General features: G+C 70.6%; 12 protein-coding genes. 4 read left to right on the top strand and 8 right to left on the bottom strand.

Annotated elements, in window-relative coordinates:
• Positions 1–75 precede the first annotated feature (75 nt).
• Positions 76–600, bottom strand: coding sequence for an adenine phosphoribosyltransferase (locus MT347_RS00060; RefSeq protein WP_243497023.1), 525 nt, complete (start codon positions 598–600; stop codon positions 76–78).
• 315 nt (positions 601–915) lie between these two features.
• Between MT347_RS00060 and MT347_RS00055 the strand changes: the two genes are divergently transcribed.
• Together MT347_RS00055 and MT347_RS00050 are read left to right on the top strand one after the other, a co-directional pair.
• Complete coding sequence (locus tag MT347_RS00055) at positions 916–2,595, top strand: glycoside hydrolase family 13 protein (RefSeq protein WP_243497022.1); 1,680 nt, start codon at positions 916–918, stop codon at positions 2,593–2,595.
• 38 nt (positions 2,596–2,633) lie between these two features.
• Positions 2,634–3,635 (top strand): LacI family DNA-binding transcriptional regulator, encoded by a 1,002-nt coding sequence (locus MT347_RS00050; protein WP_243497021.1) that lies wholly within the window; start codon positions 2,634–2,636, stop codon positions 3,633–3,635.
• 27 nt (positions 3,636–3,662) lie between these two features.
• Here MT347_RS00050 and MT347_RS00045 read toward each other — a convergent pair whose 3' ends face one another.
• On the bottom strand, positions 3,663–4,766 hold the full coding sequence (locus MT347_RS00045; protein WP_243497020.1) for a DUF4190 domain-containing protein: 1,104 nt from the start codon (positions 4,764–4,766) through the stop codon (positions 3,663–3,665).
• A gap of 79 nt (positions 4,767–4,845) precedes the next feature.
• Entirely contained in the window at positions 4,846–6,039 is a 1,194-nt protein-coding gene (locus MT347_RS00040; protein WP_243497019.1) for an NAD(P)/FAD-dependent oxidoreductase, read from the bottom strand.
• Between the two features lie 276 nt (positions 6,040–6,315).
• Here MT347_RS00040 and MT347_RS00035 point away from each other — a divergent pair, with 276 nt between their 5' ends.
• Entirely contained in the window at positions 6,316–7,530 is a 1,215-nt protein-coding gene (locus MT347_RS00035) for an amidohydrolase (RefSeq protein WP_243497018.1), read from the top strand.
• 441 nt (positions 7,531–7,971) lie between these two features.
• Positions 7,972–12,117 (top strand): beta-L-arabinofuranosidase domain-containing protein, encoded by a 4,146-nt coding sequence (locus MT347_RS00030; protein WP_243497017.1) that lies wholly within the window; start codon positions 7,972–7,974, stop codon positions 12,115–12,117.
• Between the two features lie 255 nt (positions 12,118–12,372).
• On the opposite strand, the gene MT347_RS00025 is transcribed toward MT347_RS00030, so the two are convergent.
• The 5 genes from MT347_RS00025 to MT347_RS00005 all read right to left on the bottom strand — a co-directional run.
• The gene (locus tag MT347_RS00025) at positions 12,373–13,752 is read right to left on the bottom strand and encodes a hypothetical protein (protein WP_243497016.1); all 1,380 of its coding nucleotides are present in this window, start codon (positions 13,750–13,752) and stop codon (positions 12,373–12,375) included.
• Positions 13,733–14,485, bottom strand: a complete 753-nt coding sequence (locus tag MT347_RS00020; RefSeq protein ID WP_243497015.1) for a TIGR03943 family protein — start codon at positions 14,483–14,485, stop codon at positions 13,733–13,735. The genes MT347_RS00025 and MT347_RS00020 overlap by 20 nt, the downstream gene beginning before the upstream one ends.
• Positions 14,478–15,530, bottom strand: a complete 1,053-nt coding sequence (locus MT347_RS00015) for a permease (protein ID WP_243497014.1) — start codon at positions 15,528–15,530, stop codon at positions 14,478–14,480. The genes MT347_RS00020 and MT347_RS00015 overlap by 8 nt, the downstream gene beginning before the upstream one ends.
• 100 nt (positions 15,531–15,630) lie before the next feature.
• The gene (locus MT347_RS00010) at positions 15,631–18,594 is read right to left on the bottom strand and encodes an immunoglobulin-like domain-containing protein (RefSeq protein WP_243497013.1); all 2,964 of its coding nucleotides are present in this window, start codon (positions 18,592–18,594) and stop codon (positions 15,631–15,633) included.
• A gap of 54 nt (positions 18,595–18,648) precedes the next feature.
• The coding region (locus MT347_RS00005; protein WP_243497012.1) for an Ig-like domain-containing protein at positions 18,649–19,388 on the bottom strand (740 nt) is incomplete at its 5' end.

Here is a 19,388-nt window from a genome sequence, read left to right as displayed (position 1 = left end):
GGCGCGGGGTGCGGCCGCGGGGACACCGCGCGAGCGGGCGCCGCGGAGCGCGTCACCCCCCGACAGGACCGAAGCTCAGACGTGAAAGACCGCGTGCACGTCGCCGCCGAGCACATAGCGGCCGCCGAGGCCATCGATCTCGAGCAGCGTCGCGATGCCGACGACCTCACTGCCCACCGTCTGCAGCAGCTCGCGGCCGGCGGCGAGGGTTCCACCCGTCGCGAGCACATCGTCGAGCAGCAGCACGCGGGCGCCGGCGGCGTGGTCGTCGTGCATCTCGATGCTCGCGGAGCCGTACTCGAGGTCGTACTCGACGCGAGCGGCCGGTCGGGGCAGCTTCCCGGCCTTGCGGATCGGCATGAGCCCCACATTCGCGACCATGGCGGCGGCTCCCGCGAGCAGGAACCCGCGCGCCTCCACGCCCGCGACGGCGTCGAACCGACCGGCGAAGGGCTCGACGAGCGCCTCGACGACGGTGCGCAGCGCCGCGGCATCCATCAGAAGAGGCGTGATGTCCCGGAACACGATCCCGGGCTTCGGGTAGTCCGGGATGCTGGCGATGAGCGATTCGGCGCGGGTGAGGGCAGAGGCGTCGGGCACCCGCTCAGCCTAATCGCAGCGGCATTCGCGGGTTCCCCGCCGACCTTGTCCCACATCGCGCAGACCGTGTCCCGATCTGTGCGGCCTGGAGCGCCGCCGACCACTGAGATGTGGGACATGGTTCGGCCGCGCCCCGCCACCTCGCCCGCGCCGCGCCTCACACCACGCCCCGCCACCTCGCCCGCGCCGCACACCACGCCCCGCCGCGTCGCCCGCGCCGCACCGCGCAGACCGCGGACCGCACACCGCACACCCGCAGACCGCAGACCTCGCCCGTGCACCACCGCTGCAAGCGCTTGCAGTAACGTTGTCCGCATGACTTTCACGCAGGAAGACGCGCGCGCCGATCTCGCCTCGGCCCCCGGCTCGGAGTGGTGGCGCACCGCCGTCATCTACCAGATCTACCCCCGCTCGTTCGCCGACGCGTCGGGCGACGGCCTCGGCGACCTGCCCGGCGTCACCGCGCACCTCGATGACCTTCAGAAGCTGGGCGTCGATGCCATCTGGCTCAGCCCCTTCCAGACCTCGCCGCAGAAGGACGCCGGCTACGACGTCGCCGACTACCGCGACGTCGACCCGATCTTCGGCACCCTGGCCGACTTCGACGACATGCTGGCGGGCGCGCACGAGCGCGGCATCCGGGTGATCGTCGACCTCGTCCCCAATCACTCCAGCGATCAGCACGTCTGGTTCCAGGAGGCACTGAAGGCCGCTCCGGGGAGCGCCGAGCGCGCGCGCTACATCTTCCGCGAGGGCAAGGGCGAGAACGGCGAGCTGCCCCCCAACAACTGGGAGAGCGTCTTCGGCGGCGGCATGTGGAAGCGCGTGACCGAGGCCGACGGCACCCCCGGGCAGTGGTACCTGCACATCTTCGACGAGACCCAGCCCGACTTCGACTGGACCAATGACGAGGTGCGCGCCGAGTTCCGCGACATCCTGCGGTTCTGGCTCGACCGCGGGGTCGACGGGTTCCGCGTCGACGTCGCGCACGGCCTCATCAAGGCCGACGGCCTGCCCGACTTCACGCCCGACCCCGACGGCGGCTCGATGGGCGGCGACACCGCCGAGGTGCCGTACTGGGGTCAGCCCGGTGTGCACGACGTGTGGCGCGAGTGGCACGAGGTGCTCGCCGCGTACGACGGCGATCGCGCGCTCTGCGCCGAGGCCTGGCTCCCCACCGTCGAGCAGACCGCGCTGTGGGTGCGGCCCGACGAGATGCACCAGGCGTTCAACTTCCATTACCTTGAAACGGCATGGGATGCCGCGGCCCTGCGCGCCGTGATCACCGAGTCGCTCGAGGAGTACGGTGCCGTCGGCGCCCCGAGCACCTGGGTGCTGTCGAACCACGACGTCGTGCGCCACGCCTCGCGTCTCGCGCTGACGGCCGAGAACCCGCAGGGCGCCGGTATCGGCCCGACCTCCCCCGGCCAGCCCGACCCGGTGAAGGGGCTGCACCGCGCCCGAGCGGCGACCTCCCTGATGCTCGCCCTCCCGGGGTCGTCGTACCTCTATCAGGGCGAGGAGCTGGGCCTGCCCGAGGTGATCGACCTGCCCGACGACGCCCGTCAGGACCCCACCTGGTTCCGCACGAACGGCGAGCGCTACGGCCGCGACGGCTGCCGCGTGCCCATCCCGTGGACCGCGGACGCCCCCGCCTACGGCTTCAACGCGACGGGCGAGTCGTGGCTGCCCCAGCCCGCCGAGTGGGCCGAGCTCGCGCACGACGTGCAGGTCGACGACCCCGCCTCGACGCTGGCGCTGTACCGCTCGCTGCTCGCCGAACGCCGCAGCCGCAACCTCGGCGCCGGCCACATCGACTGGCTCGACGATCTCGGCGACGACGTGGTGGCGTTCCGCAACGGCTCTCTCCTGGTCGTCGCCAACCTCGGCGCCGACGCGGTGGAGCTTCCCGCGGGCGAGGTGCTGGTCGCGAGCGGCCCGCTGGACGGCGACCGACTGCCCACCGACACGACGGTCTGGATCGCCGCGGCCTGAGCCGCGGCATCCATCCCGTCCCCGGAGGACACGAGACCGTGGCCGGAATCGACGACGTCGCGCGCGCGGCGGGAGTGTCGACGGCCACGGTCTCGCGGGCATTGAGCGGGCGCGGTCCGGTGTCGACCGCGGCCCGGGACCGCGTCCTCGCCGCCGCCGCGCGACTGGGTTACGTCGTGTCCTCCGCCGCGTCGAGCCTGGCCACCGGCCGTACGCGCGCGATCGGGGTGGTCGTGCCGTTCCTCGACCGATGGTTCTTCAGCACCGTGCTCGCGGGCATCTCCGACGCACTCGTGCGGCGGGGCTACGACATCACGCTCTACAGCGTGAGCGCCGACCCGGCCGAGCGCCGTCGCGTCTTCGACGATCACCTGCGCCGCCGCGGCATCGACGCGGTCATCACCATCGCCCTCGAGCTGGATGCCGAGGAGTCGGCGTCGCTGCGCGGACTCGGCATCCCGATCGTCGCGATCGCCGGGCCCAACCCACTGCTGACCACCCTGACCGTCGACGACCTCGCCGTCGGACGCGCGGCCACCGCCCACCTGCTCGGACTCGGGCACCGACGCGTGGCCCACATCGGGGCGGATGCCGTGACGGATGCGGCGTCATCGGTGCCGGCACTGCGACGCCGCGGCTTCGAGGAGACGCTGGCGGAGGCGGGCATCGCGGTGCGAGACGTCGAACCGGCCGACTTCACCATCGAGGGCGGGTCGACGGCCGCAGCCCGGGTGCTCTCGCGCGTCGACCCGCCCACGGCGGTGTTCGCGGCATCCGATGAGATGGCGATCGGGGCGATCCTGGCCGCGCGCGAGCGCGGTCTGCGCGTGCCCGACGACGTCTCGATCATCGGCGTCGACGGCCACGAGCTCGGCCGGTGGTTCGGCCTGACCACCGTCGACCAGTTCGCGCGCGGTCAGGGGGAACGCGCAGCCGACGCGGTGCTCAGCGAACTCGACGGCGCGCGCCCCGCCCCCGGCCGCGGCACCCTGCCGTTCGAACTCGTCGATCGCGGCTCGACGGCGCCGCCGAGGCGGTAGACCAGGCGTCCTCGCGCGCGCCGAACCTCAGAGGCCGGAGCCCGTCAGAGAACCGACCGTCTGCTCGGCCTGCGGGTCGAACAGCAGGCAGAAGATCTCGCGGTCGCCGACCTCCCAGGTCTGCTGCGTCGGGCCCACGTAGTAGTAGTCGAGGCGCGAGTCCTGGTACGGCACGCCCACGTAGCCGCCGTACGCCGCCTCGCAGCCCGCGAGCGCCTCCGTCTCGATGGCCGCATCCCCCGGGTAGGCGCCGTCGGGCACGTCGAAGCCTCCGAACGCCTCGTACGAGTGCGGCTGCGCGCAGTCCACGACGTTGTCGGCGGCGACGAACCCGCCGGGCAGGTCGTCGAGGCACGCACCGACGACGAGAGTGGAGGGATCGAAGGGCGCCTGCTCGTCGGGGGCGACGGTGACGCCGCCCTCATCCGTGGGCGCGTACGGGTCGGCAGACCCGCCGCCGGCGGCCACGAACGCCGAGAACACCAGGGTGCCGATGACGAGGGTCGCGATGAAGAGGGTCAGCACGCCTCCGGCCACGATGCCGCCGAGCGCGAGTCCACGCCCCTTCTCGCCGGTGCGCTTGATCTGCGACAGCGCCACCGCACCCGTCACGATGCCGGCCACGGGGACCACGAAGCCCAACACGAGGGCGACGATCGCGACCGCGTTCGTGCGCTTCTCCCCGAGCGCGCCGGGGGCGACCGCCGCGTCGCCGGACGGGACGCCGGGATACCCCGCGAGAGACGGAGCCGTCGGCCCCGATGACAGCGGCGCGGCCGGGATCGGCGCGAGTGCGTCGGCGGCGGGCGCGGCGACGGCGAGCAGACCCCGCTGGGCCAGGCGCGCCCCGACCAGGCGCGCGGCCTCGCCGGCCACCGCGTCACCGATCGGCGCCGCGACCTCGGTCGCATCGATCGGTGCCGCGAAGACGGCCAGCGTGCCCTCGGGCACCTCCGACAGACGTACGTCGAACCGATCGGGATCGGCCACTTCGTCGTCCGGAGAGCTCCTCGACACGGAGAGGACGTCCGGTGAGGCGGCGACCTCGAAACCCTGTTCGACGAGGACCTCGGCGACGACGTCGCGCGCCGGCTCTTCGGAGAGGGAGAGACGCAGTTCGGCGGCCGCCATGGGTGCTCCTGAGGTCACTCGCCGCGGGCTCGCAGCGTCGGTCCAGGTTAGCCCGCGTGTCGCGCGGGGATCGAAGGACTCAGCGGATGCGGCCCACCAGGTCGTCGCGGGTGAGGGTGTCGGCCTCGGCGAGCACTGCACGAGCGGCATCCCGGGCGTCCTCCACGTTCCACAGCAGGACGCCGGTGACGCGATCGTCCGCGAGGTAGTAGACGACCCCGCGCTCCGCGTCGATCCAGTCCTCGACGGTCGCAAGCGAGGAGTCGAGCGTGCCCACCGCCTCGTAGCGGATGCCGAAGACCGCCGAGTAGTAGTACGGCGTGTGCGTGTAGGCCTCGGCGGCGCCCGCGAGGTTGCGGCCGGCTGTCCTGCCCTGCTCGTTGGCGTTGTCGACGTGCTCGACACGGCGGCGCCCGAGCAGACGGTCCGGGTAGCTGGCCACGTCGCCCGCGGCGTAGACGTCGTCGACGGAGGACCGCAGTTGCGCATCGACGTGGACACCGTCCTCCACGCGGAGTCCGGCCTGCTCGGCGAGATCGGTGGCCGCCTCGATACCCAGACCGCTCACCACGGCATCCGCGCGTACGTCGTCGCCGTTGTCGAGCTCGAGGCGCGCGCCGGTGGTATCCGCCTCTCCGCCCGTGACCCGGGAACCGGCGACGATCTGCACACCCGCGTCGCGGAAGAGCTTCTCGAAACGCTCCGCCAGCGCGGCCGGGAACACCGCGTCGCCCAGCACGGCCCCGGTGTGGACGAGAACGGTGTCGACACCGTTCTGGACGAGGGCCGCGGCGAGTTCGGAACCGATGTACCCCCCGCCCACGACGGCGATGCGGTCCACTTCCTCGGCGAGCGCGCGCAGCCGCCGGTAGTCCTCGGCGGTGCGGAAGGTCAGCGACCGCTCGCCGTTCGAGCGGTCCTCGACGGGAAGGGGCACGGGCGTGCCACCGGTGGCGATGAGGAGCTTGGCGTACGAGAACGTCTCGCCGGCGGCATCCACTTCGTGCGCCTCGGGACGGATCTTCGTCGCGCGCGTGCGCAGACGGATGTCGGCCCCCGTGTCGTCAGCCGTGCCCAGCGGCACCTTCTCCCACGTGAACTCGTCGTCGGTCCACAGCTTCTTGCTGAGGGCGGGGCGGGTGTACGGCTCTTCGACGTCGTCGCTCAGGATGCCGATCGTGCCCTCCGCATCGATCTCGCGGATGCCGCGGGCCGCGGTGTCGGCGACCATCCCGCCGCCGACGATGAGGTAATCGAAGTGTGTCGTGACCATGCGGCCAGCCTCGCCGTCCTGCCCGGGTGGATCGGATGGCTTGCGAGGGTCGACGGCATCCGGTAGCGGGTGGGGTGGTACCGCCGGCGGGTGGGTGGCGGCCGGCGCGCGCACAGCTCCGGAGTGCGTGCGACGGTGGGTGCGCGTCACCCTGAGTGTCCACGACACCCGGGACGACTTCGCGAGGCGTCCGGGTGTCGTGGACACTCAGGCGGCGAGGAGGCAAGGCCCGACGGGACCCGGGCGCGCACGGGCGGGGCGAACTAGGCTCGATCCATGAGCGTCGACCTCGAGAGCCTGTACACCGACCTGCACGCCCACCCCGAGCTGTCCTTCCAGGAGACGCGCACGGCCGGCGTCATCGCGCGGCACCTGGGCGAGCTGGGTCTCGAGGTCGAAGAGCGCGTGGGCCGCACGGGCGTGGTCACTCGCATCGACAACGGCGACGGACCCGTCGTGTGGCTGCGCGCCGACATGGACGGCCTCCCCGTCGAGGAGCAGACGGGCCTCGCCTACGCCAGCACCGCGCGCGGGACCGATCCCGCCGGCAACGCCGTACCGGTCATGCACGCGTGCGGACACGACATGCACGTCACCGCCCTCATCGGCGCCCTCGAGCGGCTCGTCGCGACCCGCGCGGAGTGGTCGGGCACGATCGTGGCGGTGTTCCAGCCCGCAGAGGAGTACGGCGCCGGCTCGCAGGCGATGATCGCCGACGGCGTGCTCGAGCGTTACCCGACCCCCGACATCGTGCTCGGCCAGCACGTCACCCCCCTGCCCGCCGGCGTCATCGGCGTCCGCCCGGGCACCCAGATGGCGGCATCCGACGGGCTCACCGTCGTGCTGCACGGCCGCGGCGGTCACGGCTCACGCCCGCATTCGACGATCGACCCGGTGGTCATGGCGGCGGCGACCGTCATGCGCCTGCAGACGGTCGTGTCGCGCGAAGTCGACCCGCGCGACGTCGCCGTGGTCACCGTCGGTTCGATCCACGCGGGGCTGAAGAACAACATCATCCCCGCCGAGGCGAAGCTCGAGCTCAGCCTGCGCTATCCCGACGACGCCGCCCGCGCGCGCGTGATGAGCAAGGTCGAGCGCATCGTGCGCGCCGAGGCGCAGGCCTCGGGCTCCGAGCAGGAGCCGACCATCACCATCGATCACACCCTGCCGCCGACGATCAACGACCGGGATGCCACGGCCCGCCTGACCGCCGCGTTCCAGCGCTCGTTCGGCGAGGCGTCCGTGGTCGACCCCGGCATGTTCACCGGTAGCGAGGACGTGTCGTGGTTCGCGCGAGAGTCGGGAGCTCCGCTGGTGTTCTGGTTCTGGGGCGGTGTCGACCCCCAGAGGTTCGCTGACGCCCTGGCCGGCGGCACCATGGACCGCGACATCCCGACGAACCACTCGCCGTTCTTCGCGCCCGTCATGCAGCCCACCATCGACCGCGGGGTCGAGAACCTCGTCGTGGCAGCGCGGGAGTTCCTGGGGTGATCGCGGGGCAGCGCGACCGCCGGGAGCATCGCGAGCGACTCGGCGCCACTGGCGGCAGCTGGGCACTCACGCCGTTCTCGAGCTCCTCGCCCGACTACCCGCGGCGCCGAGACGACGTCGGCTCGAACCACGAACCCCTTGCACGCCTCTCGATAGCCGGATAACGACGAATCCCTCCCCCTGGATGCGGCGACGAATGACGCCCGACCGTTGCGTGGGCCGCGGCGACGCCCTTCACTGGTGTTGACGTCAACACGCTGCCGACCATCCACGATCGACCACCATGAGGCGAAAACATGCTGGCCATCCGCTTTTGTTAGCACTAACATGATGATGGTCGGCAACGAACGGGCGACCCCCGACGAACGCCTCTTCGTCAGCGTCCGACAGTCCTGAGATCGCACCACCGCAACTTCTGCAAAGCCGCAGAGAGGAACCTCGATGTCCCGAATCCGAAAGACGGTGGCGCTCAGCGCGACCGTGATGATGATCGCCAGTGGATTGGCGGTGATCGCCCCCACCGCAGCCACGGCAGCAACCACCTTCGACTCCAGCAAGGTCCTCGACCTCGGCTTCGACGACGCGTTGACCGACGCCGGTCCGAACAAGATCGCCACCTCGATGCTCCGCGGTCAGGCGACGTACGTCGACGGCATCCACAATCGTGCACTGAGCCTGCGCGGCACCGACGCCGTCAGCCTCGGAACCAGCGCCGCTCTCCAGCCCGAGAACCTGACCCTCTCGTTCTGGTTCAAGCCCGACGGCTCCATGGGCACCGGTGAGCAGGTGTTCACCTGGAACAAGAGCGTGTACAACTCGGCGGGCTGGTATCTCACCGCCGAGAACGCCAACACCCCTCTCGCTCTGTCGATCGGCCCGGGTGGCGGCCAGCCCTACAAGGTGGCGGTCAGCGGCTCGCGCGACACCTTCTTCCCCGCCGGTCAGTGGACGCACGTCGCGGTCACCTACGACCAGATCACCAAGGCGGTCACCTTCTACCGCAACGGCGAGCAGCAGGTCTCGTCGGTCGTGTTCGCGACGGGCGGCGCCGCCACCGGCGCGCTGACCTCCGACACCACCACGACCAAGTCGATCGGCTTCAACGGGCCCACGTACAACGGCGCGTACGTCCGCGGCGCGCTCGACGACTACGCCCTGTTCAACAGCGTCGCTTCGGCGTCGGACGTCGTCGCCCTGACGAAGGCGAACAACCCGGGCTTCGACCCGGCAGACGTCGCCGGGCGCTCGCTCGATCAGCTGTCGGTACCCGGGAGCGCGTCGGCCAGCTTCGGGCTGACGACCTCGGCCTCCAACGGCACCGCCTTCACGTGGACCTCGTCGACCCCGAGCGTGATCGCCGTCAACGGCGGCCAGGCGACCGTGACACGGCCGAAGAACGCCGCAGCCTCCGTCACCCTCACCGCGACGGCGACCTACGCCGGCAGCACCCCGCGCACCAAGACCTTCACCGTCGAGGTCGCGCCGGAGGGCGTGTCGACCTCGATCTACGTCGACGACACCGACCTCAACGAGGTGCTCGTCACCGACCCGTACCTGCAGAACAGCAACGCCAAGATGGTCGACTGGCTGCTGACGCTCGACCCGAAGCGCTTCCTGTACTCGTTCGACCAGCAGGCGGGCATCCCGACCACCGTGCAGCCGTACGGCGGATGGGAGCGGACCTCCGGTCTGCGCTTCCAGGGCCACTTCTTCGGCCACTTCATGTCAGCGCTGTCGCAGGCGTACTCGACCGAGACCGACGCAGGTCGCAAGGCTCAGCTGCTGGCCAAGCTCACCACCGCGGTCGACGGCCTCGCCGCAGCTCAGGCCGCCTACGGCCAGAAGGACCCGTCCAACGCCGGCTACGTCGCACCCTTCCCGGTGTCGTATCTGCCCCACGGCGCCGACGGTCTCATCGTGCCGTTCTACAACCTGCACAAAGTGCTCGCCGGACTGATCGACGCGCACGAGTACGCACCGAAAGAGGTGGCAGACAAGGCTCTCTCGGTCGCGAGCGGCTTCGGTTCGTGGCTCAACGTCTGGGGTTCGCGCCAGGCCAACCCGAGCTCGCTGCTCAGCACCGAGTACGGCGGCATGAACGAGGCGTTGTACGAGCTGTACAGCATCACGGAGAACGACCAGCACAAGAAGGCCGCCGAGCTCTTCGACGAGGTCTCCCTGTTCCGTCAGCTCGCCAACAACCAGGACGTCCTGGCCGGCAAGCACGCGAACACGACGATCCCCAAGCTCGTGGGCGCCCTGAAGCGCTACACGGTGTTCACCGACAACCCCACCCTGTATGCGCGTCTGACCGCGACGGAGAAGTCGGACCTCGACATGTACCGTCGTGCGGCCGAGAACTTCTGGCAGATGGTCGTCAACGACCACTCCTACATCGGCGGCGGCAACAGCTACTCGGAGCACTTCCAGCAGCCCGGCACCCTGCACGAGTTCGCCACCAACGGCATCACCACCGGCTACGGCGAGCAGTCCACGGTCGAAGGATGCAACGAGTACAACATGCTCAAGCTCACGCACGGGCTGTTCCGCGTGAACCCCGACGTGAAGTACGCCGATTGGTACGAGAACACCTACATCAACACGATCCTGGCGTCGCAGAACCCCGAGACCGGAATGATGACGTACTTCCAGCCGCAGACGGCCGGATACGCCAAGGTGTTCGGCCGCAAGGAAGACGAGTTCTGGTGCGACCACGGCACGGCCACCGAGAGCTTCACCAAGCTCGGTGACTCGATCTACTTCCGCAAGGGATCGTCGGTCTACGTCAACATGTTCCGCTCGACCGAGTTCACCTCGAAGCCGCAGAACCTGAAGCTCACACAGACCGCCGACGTGCCCAACACCGACACCGTCACCTTCGCGGTCGACGCGGCCGATGGCGGCGCGCTCGCGGAAGGCACCACCCTGCGCCTGCGTGTACCGTCGTGGTCGCCGAACCCCACCTTGACGGTGAACGGTCAGACGCGCGACGTCGCGGCCGCCACCGATAAGGGGTACGTCGTCGTCCCGGTCTCGGCCGGTGACAAGATCTCGTACAAGCTCCCCGCCAAGGTGCAGGTCGAGGCCGGCACCGAAGACCCCAACTGGGTCGCGTTCCGCTACGGCCCGGTCGTGCTCTCGGCCGAGCTCAACCGCGACAACGTCGAGGCGACCTCGCCCGCCGGCGTCCTGGTCCGCACCAGCGTCGCTGACAAGTCGGTGACCGACAGCGTTCGGGTCGCCGACGTCGCCACCTTCAAGGCGGACATCGAGAAAAACCTCGTCCGCCGCGAGAACGGCAAGGACAACAACGGCCGCACGGTCATGAAGTTCGGACTGCAGAACGTGGATGCCGCCTCGGCAGCGCTCACCTTCGAGCCCTACTACAGCATGTACAACGCCCGGTACGCGCTGTACATGAACCTCATCCAGCCCGACTCCGCCCAGGCGCAGGCACTCATCAAGAGCGACAAGGAGAAGCTCCGCATCGACGAGATGACCACGGACTCGCTCACGTCGTTCGACAACAACAACAGCGAGGCCGGGAAGAACTACAAGTTCAACCGCTCCTCGGTGGGAGCGCACCTCGGGCAGCAGTACCGCGACGGTGAACGGTCGGCCGAGGCGTTCTTCCAGTACGACATGGCCGTCGACCCGTCCGCGCCGAAGAACTACCTCGGCGTGCGGTACTTCGGCGGCGACAACGGTCGCACGTTCGACGTCTACATCAACGACGTCAAGCTGAAGACCGAGCGCGTCACCAACGCCAACGGGGCGAACTCTTTCTACATCCAGTACGACGAGATCCCCGCCTCGGCGCTGGCGGACATTGCCGCCAAAGACCGCTACAAGCGCGATCAGGCGGGCGCCTACGTGCTCGATGAGAAGGGGAACAAGATCCCCATCATCACCGTGCGCTTCCAGGGCAACGGCACCAGCTACGTCGGCGGTGTGTTCGGGGTCTACACGACCACGACGACCACCTACGCGACCGACGCCGACCTGAACGCGCTGACCTTCGACGGCGGCACTCTCAGCCCGAAGCTGGCGGACGGGACATACGACTACACCGTGACGGTCCCGCGGGATGCCACGACGGCGACCTTCGACGCCGACCCGGCCACCGCCAGTGGTCTGGTCTACGTGGGTGACATCCTCATCGACGACACGGTGAAGCGCACGGTGCCCCTCTCCACGGACGGATCGCCGACCACGCTGACGCTCCGTTCGCTGGCGCAGGACCACACGACGGCCAAGACGTACCGCGTCCAGATCGTCCGGGCCGCCGCGGCCCCCGCGATCACGACCGAGCTCTCGGCCGCGACGCGGTGCATCGCGGGCAAGGTGACCCTCACCGCCACGATGAAGAACACCAGCGCCGTGCCGGTGTCGATCGAGCTGACCACAGCGTTCGGTAAGAAGAGCATCGCGAGCCTCGCACCGGGTAAGAGTGTCAGCCAGGTGTTCACCACCCGTCAGGCGCAGCTCGCCGCGGGCGAGGTGTCGATCACCGCGACCGGTCAGGTCGGCGGCACGACGGCGACCGCGACGCAGAAGGCCGGGTACGACGCCCGCAGCTGCGGCTGAACCGCCACCGGGCGGCTGACGCGTGATGCTCAGCCGCCCGGGGCATCCACCGGGAACGCCCCGGGTGACCGTCACAGGTCACCCGGGGCGTTTCGTCGTGAGGGGCCGACCCCGTGCTCAAGGAGGGTCGACGCACCCGACATCCGGCACCCGGCACCCAGCACCCGGCACCCGGCACCCGGCATCCGGTGCCACGCGAACACGCCGGCGCCGCGAGCCCGCTCCCGGTTCGGCCGCCGCGCGGAAGTACTCGCCTCAGGCGCACCAGTCCGGGCGCGTCCCCGGCACCTCGGCGATCACGTCACCCGAGGCCACATCGACGACCGTCGAGGTGCGGCCCAGCCACTCGGCACGGGTGGGGTAATCATCGATCTCGGCGTCGGCGCGCACGACGCCGACCGCGGCATACCGTCCGCTCGGCGACACGCACACCTCCTCGATGCGCCCACCGACGCCGGCGCGGAACACCGCGGCATCCGGTTGCGAGGCGACCCGGCGCACGACGTCGGTGGCCGTCCATTGCACGGATGAGGAGTCGGAGAGGAAGACGGTGCCCGTCGACACCTCGTCGACGACTGCCCCGACGATGTCGGTCAGAGACCCGTTCGTCAGGTCCAGCACGGCCGGCCCGGTCGTCCCGTCGACCACGAGCGAGGTGGAGGCGGGGAGCACCTCGCGGAGGGATCCCACCTCGCCGAGCAGGCGCGGGGGCGCCGCGCCGGTGGCATCCAGAAGGACCAGGGTCCCGGTGGGGGTCTGCGCGACGAGGTAGGAGCTGCCGGGGATGAAGAACCACGAGTCGGCCTGCAGGGGCAGACCGTCGATGCCGAGCACGGCGTGCGGTCCGGCGCCGGGATCGGCGGAGTCGACGAGGAAGAGCGTGCTGATGTACTGCTGGTCCCCGCCTCCCGTGCTCGTGAAGACGAAGCCCGTGCGACCGGCATCGGCCGACGCCCGCACCAACCCGACGGCGCCCTCGCCAGGGAGGGGCAGAGGCACCGGATCCGCCCCGTCGGCGGCCCGCGTCAGGGTGGTGCGCCCGTCCTCGTCGAGCACGGCGGCGACCACCCCGTTGCCGTCGTCGGCGTACTCCTGGATGCGCGGCGCCGAGAAGATCACCTCATCGGCGCCGGAGGACAGGTCGTGGCGCACGATTCGATCGTCGGCGCCGCCCACGCGGTCGAAGCCGCCACCGCGCTCGAGGGTGGTCACCGTCAACGGCGGAGTGACGAAGTCGAATTCGGCCGGCGCGGTCGCCCCGGTCGCCCGTCCGCGCAGAGCCGGGATGCTCACCCGGTACTCGTGGGCGTGGTCGACGGTATCGGTGAAGCGCAGACGCAGCGTCGACCCGGTCACCTCGACCTGGAAGGGTGCGGCGGGCTCGACCGCCACCCCCTCACCCGAGCGGGGGTCGAGGGGCTGATCGGCGCGGAACACCAGGGTCACCCCCGACTGCACCACCGTGAGAGAGGGGTCTCCGTCGACGGCGCGAACGCGCGGGCCACGCTCAAGCGCCCCCGCGGCGAGAACCGTGCTCACCGCGGCGAGGCCGGTGACGACGGCGACACCGGCCACGACCCAGCGCCGCGAGGACCGGGGGCGGACGGCATCCGTCTCACGAGAGGTACGGATCATCGGGCTCCTCCACGGCGTCGACGCTCTCGGGACTCAGCCGGGTCGTACCCGCGTCGTCGGTGAAGGTCCCGGTCAGGTGCACCCAGTCGCCCGAGCGGAGCTCGCTCGGGAGGTCGGCGGCGATCACGGGTACGGCGAACAGCTGCGCGTCGACCGTGCAGCATGTGACGGCGTAGCGTCCGACGCGGACGGCGCCGGTGTCGTCGATCAGCAGGAACCCGGTCACGTCGGCCTGCTGCCCGACGAGATCGGCGGCGGAAGCCCCGCTGCCGAGGATGCTCGCCCAATCGCGCACCGAGAAGCGGGTCGGGTCGCTGCCGAGGAGCGACGGACGGGCCACGTCGCCGCCGCCGTCGGCGGCGCTCACGGTCGACAGCGCGCGCTCGGCGCTCAGGGTCGTCGGGGGCACGACCAGCAGCGCGACCGCGGCGACGATGACGAGAGCGCCCGTCACCGCCGCCGACAGCACCCGGCGCGGGCGCCGCGACGGGGGGTTGTCGTGGTCGTGGTCGTGGCGATGGTCGTGGTCGTGGTCCGCGCCGCGACCGGTGGCGGTCACCCAGACCGCCGCCGCGAACAGCCCCGCCCCCACGACGCTGAGCAGCACGGTGAAGACGACGTAGCGGGGGTGGATGTACAGCGTGAGGTCGCCGGCGGCCGCGAGGGCGAGAGTCGCGACCAGGCCGATGCCGCACAGGGCCAGGCCCGCCCAGCGCGACACGATGTCAGACAAGGAGGTTCACCACCAGACCGAGGGTCAGGGCGCCGAGCGCCACGACGAGGGTGATCCCCGCGAGCGTGCGCAGACGGAACGTCGTCGAGAGCATCACGAGCATCTTCACATCGATCATCGGCCCCAGCACGAGGAACGCCACGAGCGCGCCCGGCGAGAACGCGGATGCCAGCGACAGGGCGAAGAACGCGTCGACGTTCGAGCAGATCGCAATCACGAAGGCCAGTACCATCAGGGCCAGGATGCCGAGTACGGGGTGCCCACCGATCCCCGTCAGCGTGTCGCGGGAGATCGCCACCTGGATGACGCCGGCGACGGCCGCGCCCAGGAACAGCGCCGGGAGCATGGCGGAGACCTCGTCGCGGAACATCACCGCCGCGCGACGAAGGGTCGCCGGTTCCCGTGTCGACGTCGCCGCGGTGGCGCACGCCGCGGCCCACTGCGGGGTGAGGAGGCGCTCGGGCGCCGGGTGCAGACTGACGAGCCAGCCCACGAGGTTGGCGAGCACGAAACCGCCCACCAGCCGCGACACCAGGATGCCGTCGTTCCAGCCGAACGCCTGGTAGGTCGTGATGAGGGTCACCGGGTTGAGGATGGGGGCGGCCAGCAGGAAGGTCACCGAATCGGCGACGGAGAACCCCCGCATCATCAGCCCTCGGGCCAGGGGCACGTTGCCGCACTCGCACACCGGCAGGACGACCCCGAGCAGTGACAAGACGGCGCGTCGGAGGAAGCCGGCGCGCGGGATGACGGCATCCAGGACGCGCGAGGGAACCCACAGCTGCACCGCGATCGAGATCGAGATGCCGAGGAAGACGAACGGCAGCGACTCGATGACCACGGACGCTGCGAGCGTGATGCCGTCGGAAAGGGCGCTGGGGACGGAGCCGTCGCCGTCGATGGTCAGCCACCGGACGACGATCGCGGCGGCGATGAAGGCCGCGGCGACGATCAGCACCTGGCGCGCGCCGGAGCCGAGCGCCGGGGGTGCGGGCTCCGGTCGGGCGCGCGCGGGTGCGGCGGAAGAGCTGCGCGGGGTGGGCATGGGGGGTCCTATCGGGGGGTGCTCGCGGCTTTCGCGCCGGGATCGGCCTCGATGACCTCGCCCGCGGATCGGTGACGCGGCCGCAGGCGACCGCGAACCGTCAGGAGCACCGGTGCGCCTCGATGGGCACCGTCAGCTCCCGCGACTGCCCGGCGCCGTCCACGCGGAGCGACATCGACCCGGCCAAGATCGCCGCCGCACGCGTCGAGAACGCGGCGGTCGCGGTGCTGCCGACCCCGAGCGCCGGAATGGTCTTCGTCCCGTAGGCGCTGGCCGCCACCACCGACACGGGAACCGAACCCGCGTTGGTCACCTTGAGCATCACGGTCACCTTGCCGGCGATGCATCGAGACGAGACGAAAGCGTCGACGCGCGGTGCCGCCGCACTGCCTATGCGCACGTCGACCGGTGCGGACGCCGAGCCTGAAAGGACATCGAGCCCCTGGTACGCGGCGGAGAGCCGCACATCGCCCGACACGTTGGGGACGACGGCCTCGGCGACGAACGCCCCGTCGCGCGAGATCACTCGCGCATCGACCGCGGTGTCGCCGAAGGCGAACCGCACCGTGCCGGCCACGGCGCCGCCGTCGTCGGCGGTGACGCGCGCCGTCACTCGCGCACCCGGCTCGAGAACGGCGCCACTGGCGACGTCGTCGATCGAGGTCGTGGTCGCTGTCCGCGTTGCGGCCGAGCCCTTCGCGAACTCCCACTGGTTGAGAGTGACGGGCATGACGCTGCCATGACGGGACTTCGGCAGCGCACCGGCCACGGCGCGCCAGGCGGGCGCCGCCAGCGACTCGGTGAACAGCGGCAGGTACCCCTGCCCCGCGAAATCGTCCACGAAGAGATAGAAGCCCTCCGCCACACCCGCCGGAAGCGAAGTGTCGCCCGCGTTCGCGCGGAAGATCGTCGGCCCCTCTGTGGTACTGCCGGTCGCGCGGGCTGTCTTGGAGACGCACGTCGCGTCGGTCGCCCACCCGTAGTTCCCGGGAACCGACGGGGCGTAGAGCGACGACGCCGACTCCTGCACGATGTCTTCGCAGCCGGTGACTTCCTTGGTGAACCGGTAGAAGGTGCCGTCGTCCTCGATCATGGTGGAGTCGATCCGGTCGCCGACGTCCTGCCAGATCTTGGCATCCGAGAACGTCACGAAGTCCCTCGTGGTGGCGTACATGACCTTCGAGTACGTGTAGTCCGGGGTGCCGGCCTTGTCGTAGGGACGAGTGGCGTCCAAGAACACGCGCGACGACCAGTACACGACGTACTCGCCGGCGTTCGCGTCATAGTAAGCCTCGGGCGCCCACGTCATCGAGGCGAACGGCCCCGAGACGGGCACATGCCGCTGCGCCGACCAGTTCTTCAGGTCGGTGGATTCCCAGATCTCCAGGTGCCGACTGCCGTCGTCCAACGACGACTCCCACGTCGTGCCCCCGCCGATCGACAGGTCGGTGGCGATGAGGAAGAAGCGGTCGCCCTCGGCGGAGCGGATGACGAACGGGTCTCGGAGCCCGCGCGTGCCCTGTGTCGATGAGAGGATCGGGGTGCCGTTGTTCAAGACGTCCCACGTCATCGCGCTGTTGCCCTGCGACGCGGCGAGCGAGATCTTCTCTCCGTCGATGGTGTTGGCAGTGAAGTAGGCGAACATGTAGCGGTTGTCGACGGCGGGGCGCTGAGCCGGTTCGACGGTGACGGCGAAGCTGCGCGTGACGGCAGCGGCCCCTGCGCCAACGGTCGCGGTGAGGGTGACAGGCGTAGGCGTCGCGCCCCACGCGGGCCGCGTCACTACGCCGGCGGAGGCCGCGCCGACCGCGCGGTCGGAGATCACGGTCGGAGCCGACGATGTCCACGCCACGGGCGCTCCCTTGTCACCCCGCGAGGCCAGCGTCACGTTGCCGCGGACGACGGCGGGCACTCGGAGTCCGTCGCGGTCGGCCGCGACGTCGGCGGCGGTCAGTGCCGGCACGACGACCCTGAACGTCCGCGGTGCCGTCGCCCCGACTCCCCGCGCTTCCGTCGTCGCGCTCAGCGTCACCGTGGCGGCCGGCTCCCCCACTGTCGGGCGGGTCACCACGCCGTCTGCGGAGACGACGGCGTTGTCCGACGAAGACCAGGAGATCTCGCGGATGCCGAATAACCCGAGGTCGAGATCGCCGGTCACCGCCGAGGTGTCGCCGAGATCGATGGCGGCCGCCTTGGCGTCTGCAACCGCGCGCAGTGCGTCCTGATGGACGGTGGCGTCGCTCTCGGATAGCGAGACGACCTCACCGCTCGACAACGCACGGTCGTAGACGTGGAACGCTCCGACCGTCCCCTTGAAGAGGGCGTCGGGCCACGGCGCGCGCCCGATCGTGTTGAGGGTCTGCGGGATGTCGGCGGGGGTGAGCGTCGTCTTCGCGATCCCCGACAGCTGACCGTCGGTGTAGAAGGTGAGGGTGTCGGCGTCTGCGTCGATGACGGCGGTGAGGCTGTGCCATCGATTCGCCTTCACCGGGTAGGCGGTGGCGTTCTTCTCGCCGCCGGCGGAGCCCGTCGTGATGCCGGAGCGCGGCGCGCGGACGTTGGCGAACCAATACTGCTGGGTCGTGTCGTTGCCGATGTTCCAGAGGAAGTGGTTCGAGGTGAGCATCGCGGCATCCGCCTTGACGTCGATCGACACCGTCGCCGAGGTGGCGGACTTCAACAGGTCGTCGGGCAATTCGACCCAGTTGCCGGTCGAGGTCTTGGCTCCGCCGGTGAACTGCAGCGTCCCCGCCTCCGCTCGCTGCGATGCGGTGTAGTTGCGCACCGTCGCATCGAAAGGGTCACCCGCGGCATCCGACCCGTCGGCCGTGTTGCGGGCCACGTCGCCGGACGTCTCGTCGAAGGTGTACCGCGCGACGAGACCATCGTCGCGCGCGTCGGAGGGGGCCGCGGTCGCCGCCCCGGCACCGAGGATCCCCCCGACGACGACCGCCGCCGACACCGCCACGGCGAGCGCTCGTCGCGTCCCGGAGGCGACGCGGTCGGCGCGGCTCTCACCGGCCCATCGACGGAGAACGTGGCGGGGAGGCGTGTGGGAGAGCATGGTGTCCTGACCGTCGGTCGACGTCGATGGGGCGGGGCCGGGCGGGCCCGGGGGTCAGCGGCAGGTGGTCGCCGCGAACGGCGCCGTCACCGTCGAGGTGGTGCCACCGGCGCTCGCAACGACCGTGACCTCACCCGCTACCAGCGGGTTCGTGCGTGCCGTGAAGATCACGCTCGTGCTCTTGCCCGCCGCGAGGGAGGCGATCGTCTTCGACCCGTGCACCGAGTCCACCTTCAGCGCGACGGGCACCGTGCCGCCGTTGGCGATGCGTGTGGCGACGACGGGCTTGCCTGCGACGCACCGCGTCTCCGCCGTGGCCGTGACGGCCAGGGCGGAGGCCGTCACGGCCATGTCCGCGGTGACCGTGAGCGCGGTCGAGCTGAACAGGCGCCGGTCGGCGGCGTCGTAGGCGGTCGAGCCATTGGTTCCGGCCCACTGGTTCAGGTTCGCTCCGACCGTTCGCACCGTACCGGTGACCGGGTAGGACCCGGGCTTCGACGTGTCGACGCCGCTGAGGTTCCAGGTCACGGGCTGCGCGGCGGTTCCGCGGCCGTACGCCAGGGTCACCTGCGCCTCGCGGGGCAGAGCGGCCGTGATGGATGCCGCGCTCGCACCCTGCGTCACGCTCGCGTCGCCGAGGTCCGAGGTGACGACCGCTGCGGCGTCCGCGTTGCGGATCCCGTCGTACTGACCGGAGGTCAGCGGGACGATTCCTCCGTGCTTGGTGCTCGGCGCCATCGAGAAGGTGTCGGACACGAGCGGCGTCCATCCGGCATCGAGGTTCGTCGTCTCCA

Source organism: Microbacterium sp. VKM Ac-2923, from assembly GCF_022815605.1.
In the GTDB taxonomy this organism is placed as follows: Bacteria; Actinomycetota; Actinomycetes; order Actinomycetales; family Microbacteriaceae; genus Microbacterium.
Note: the sequence above shows the minus strand (reverse complement) of the source record. Positions and strands in the feature narration are given on the sequence as shown.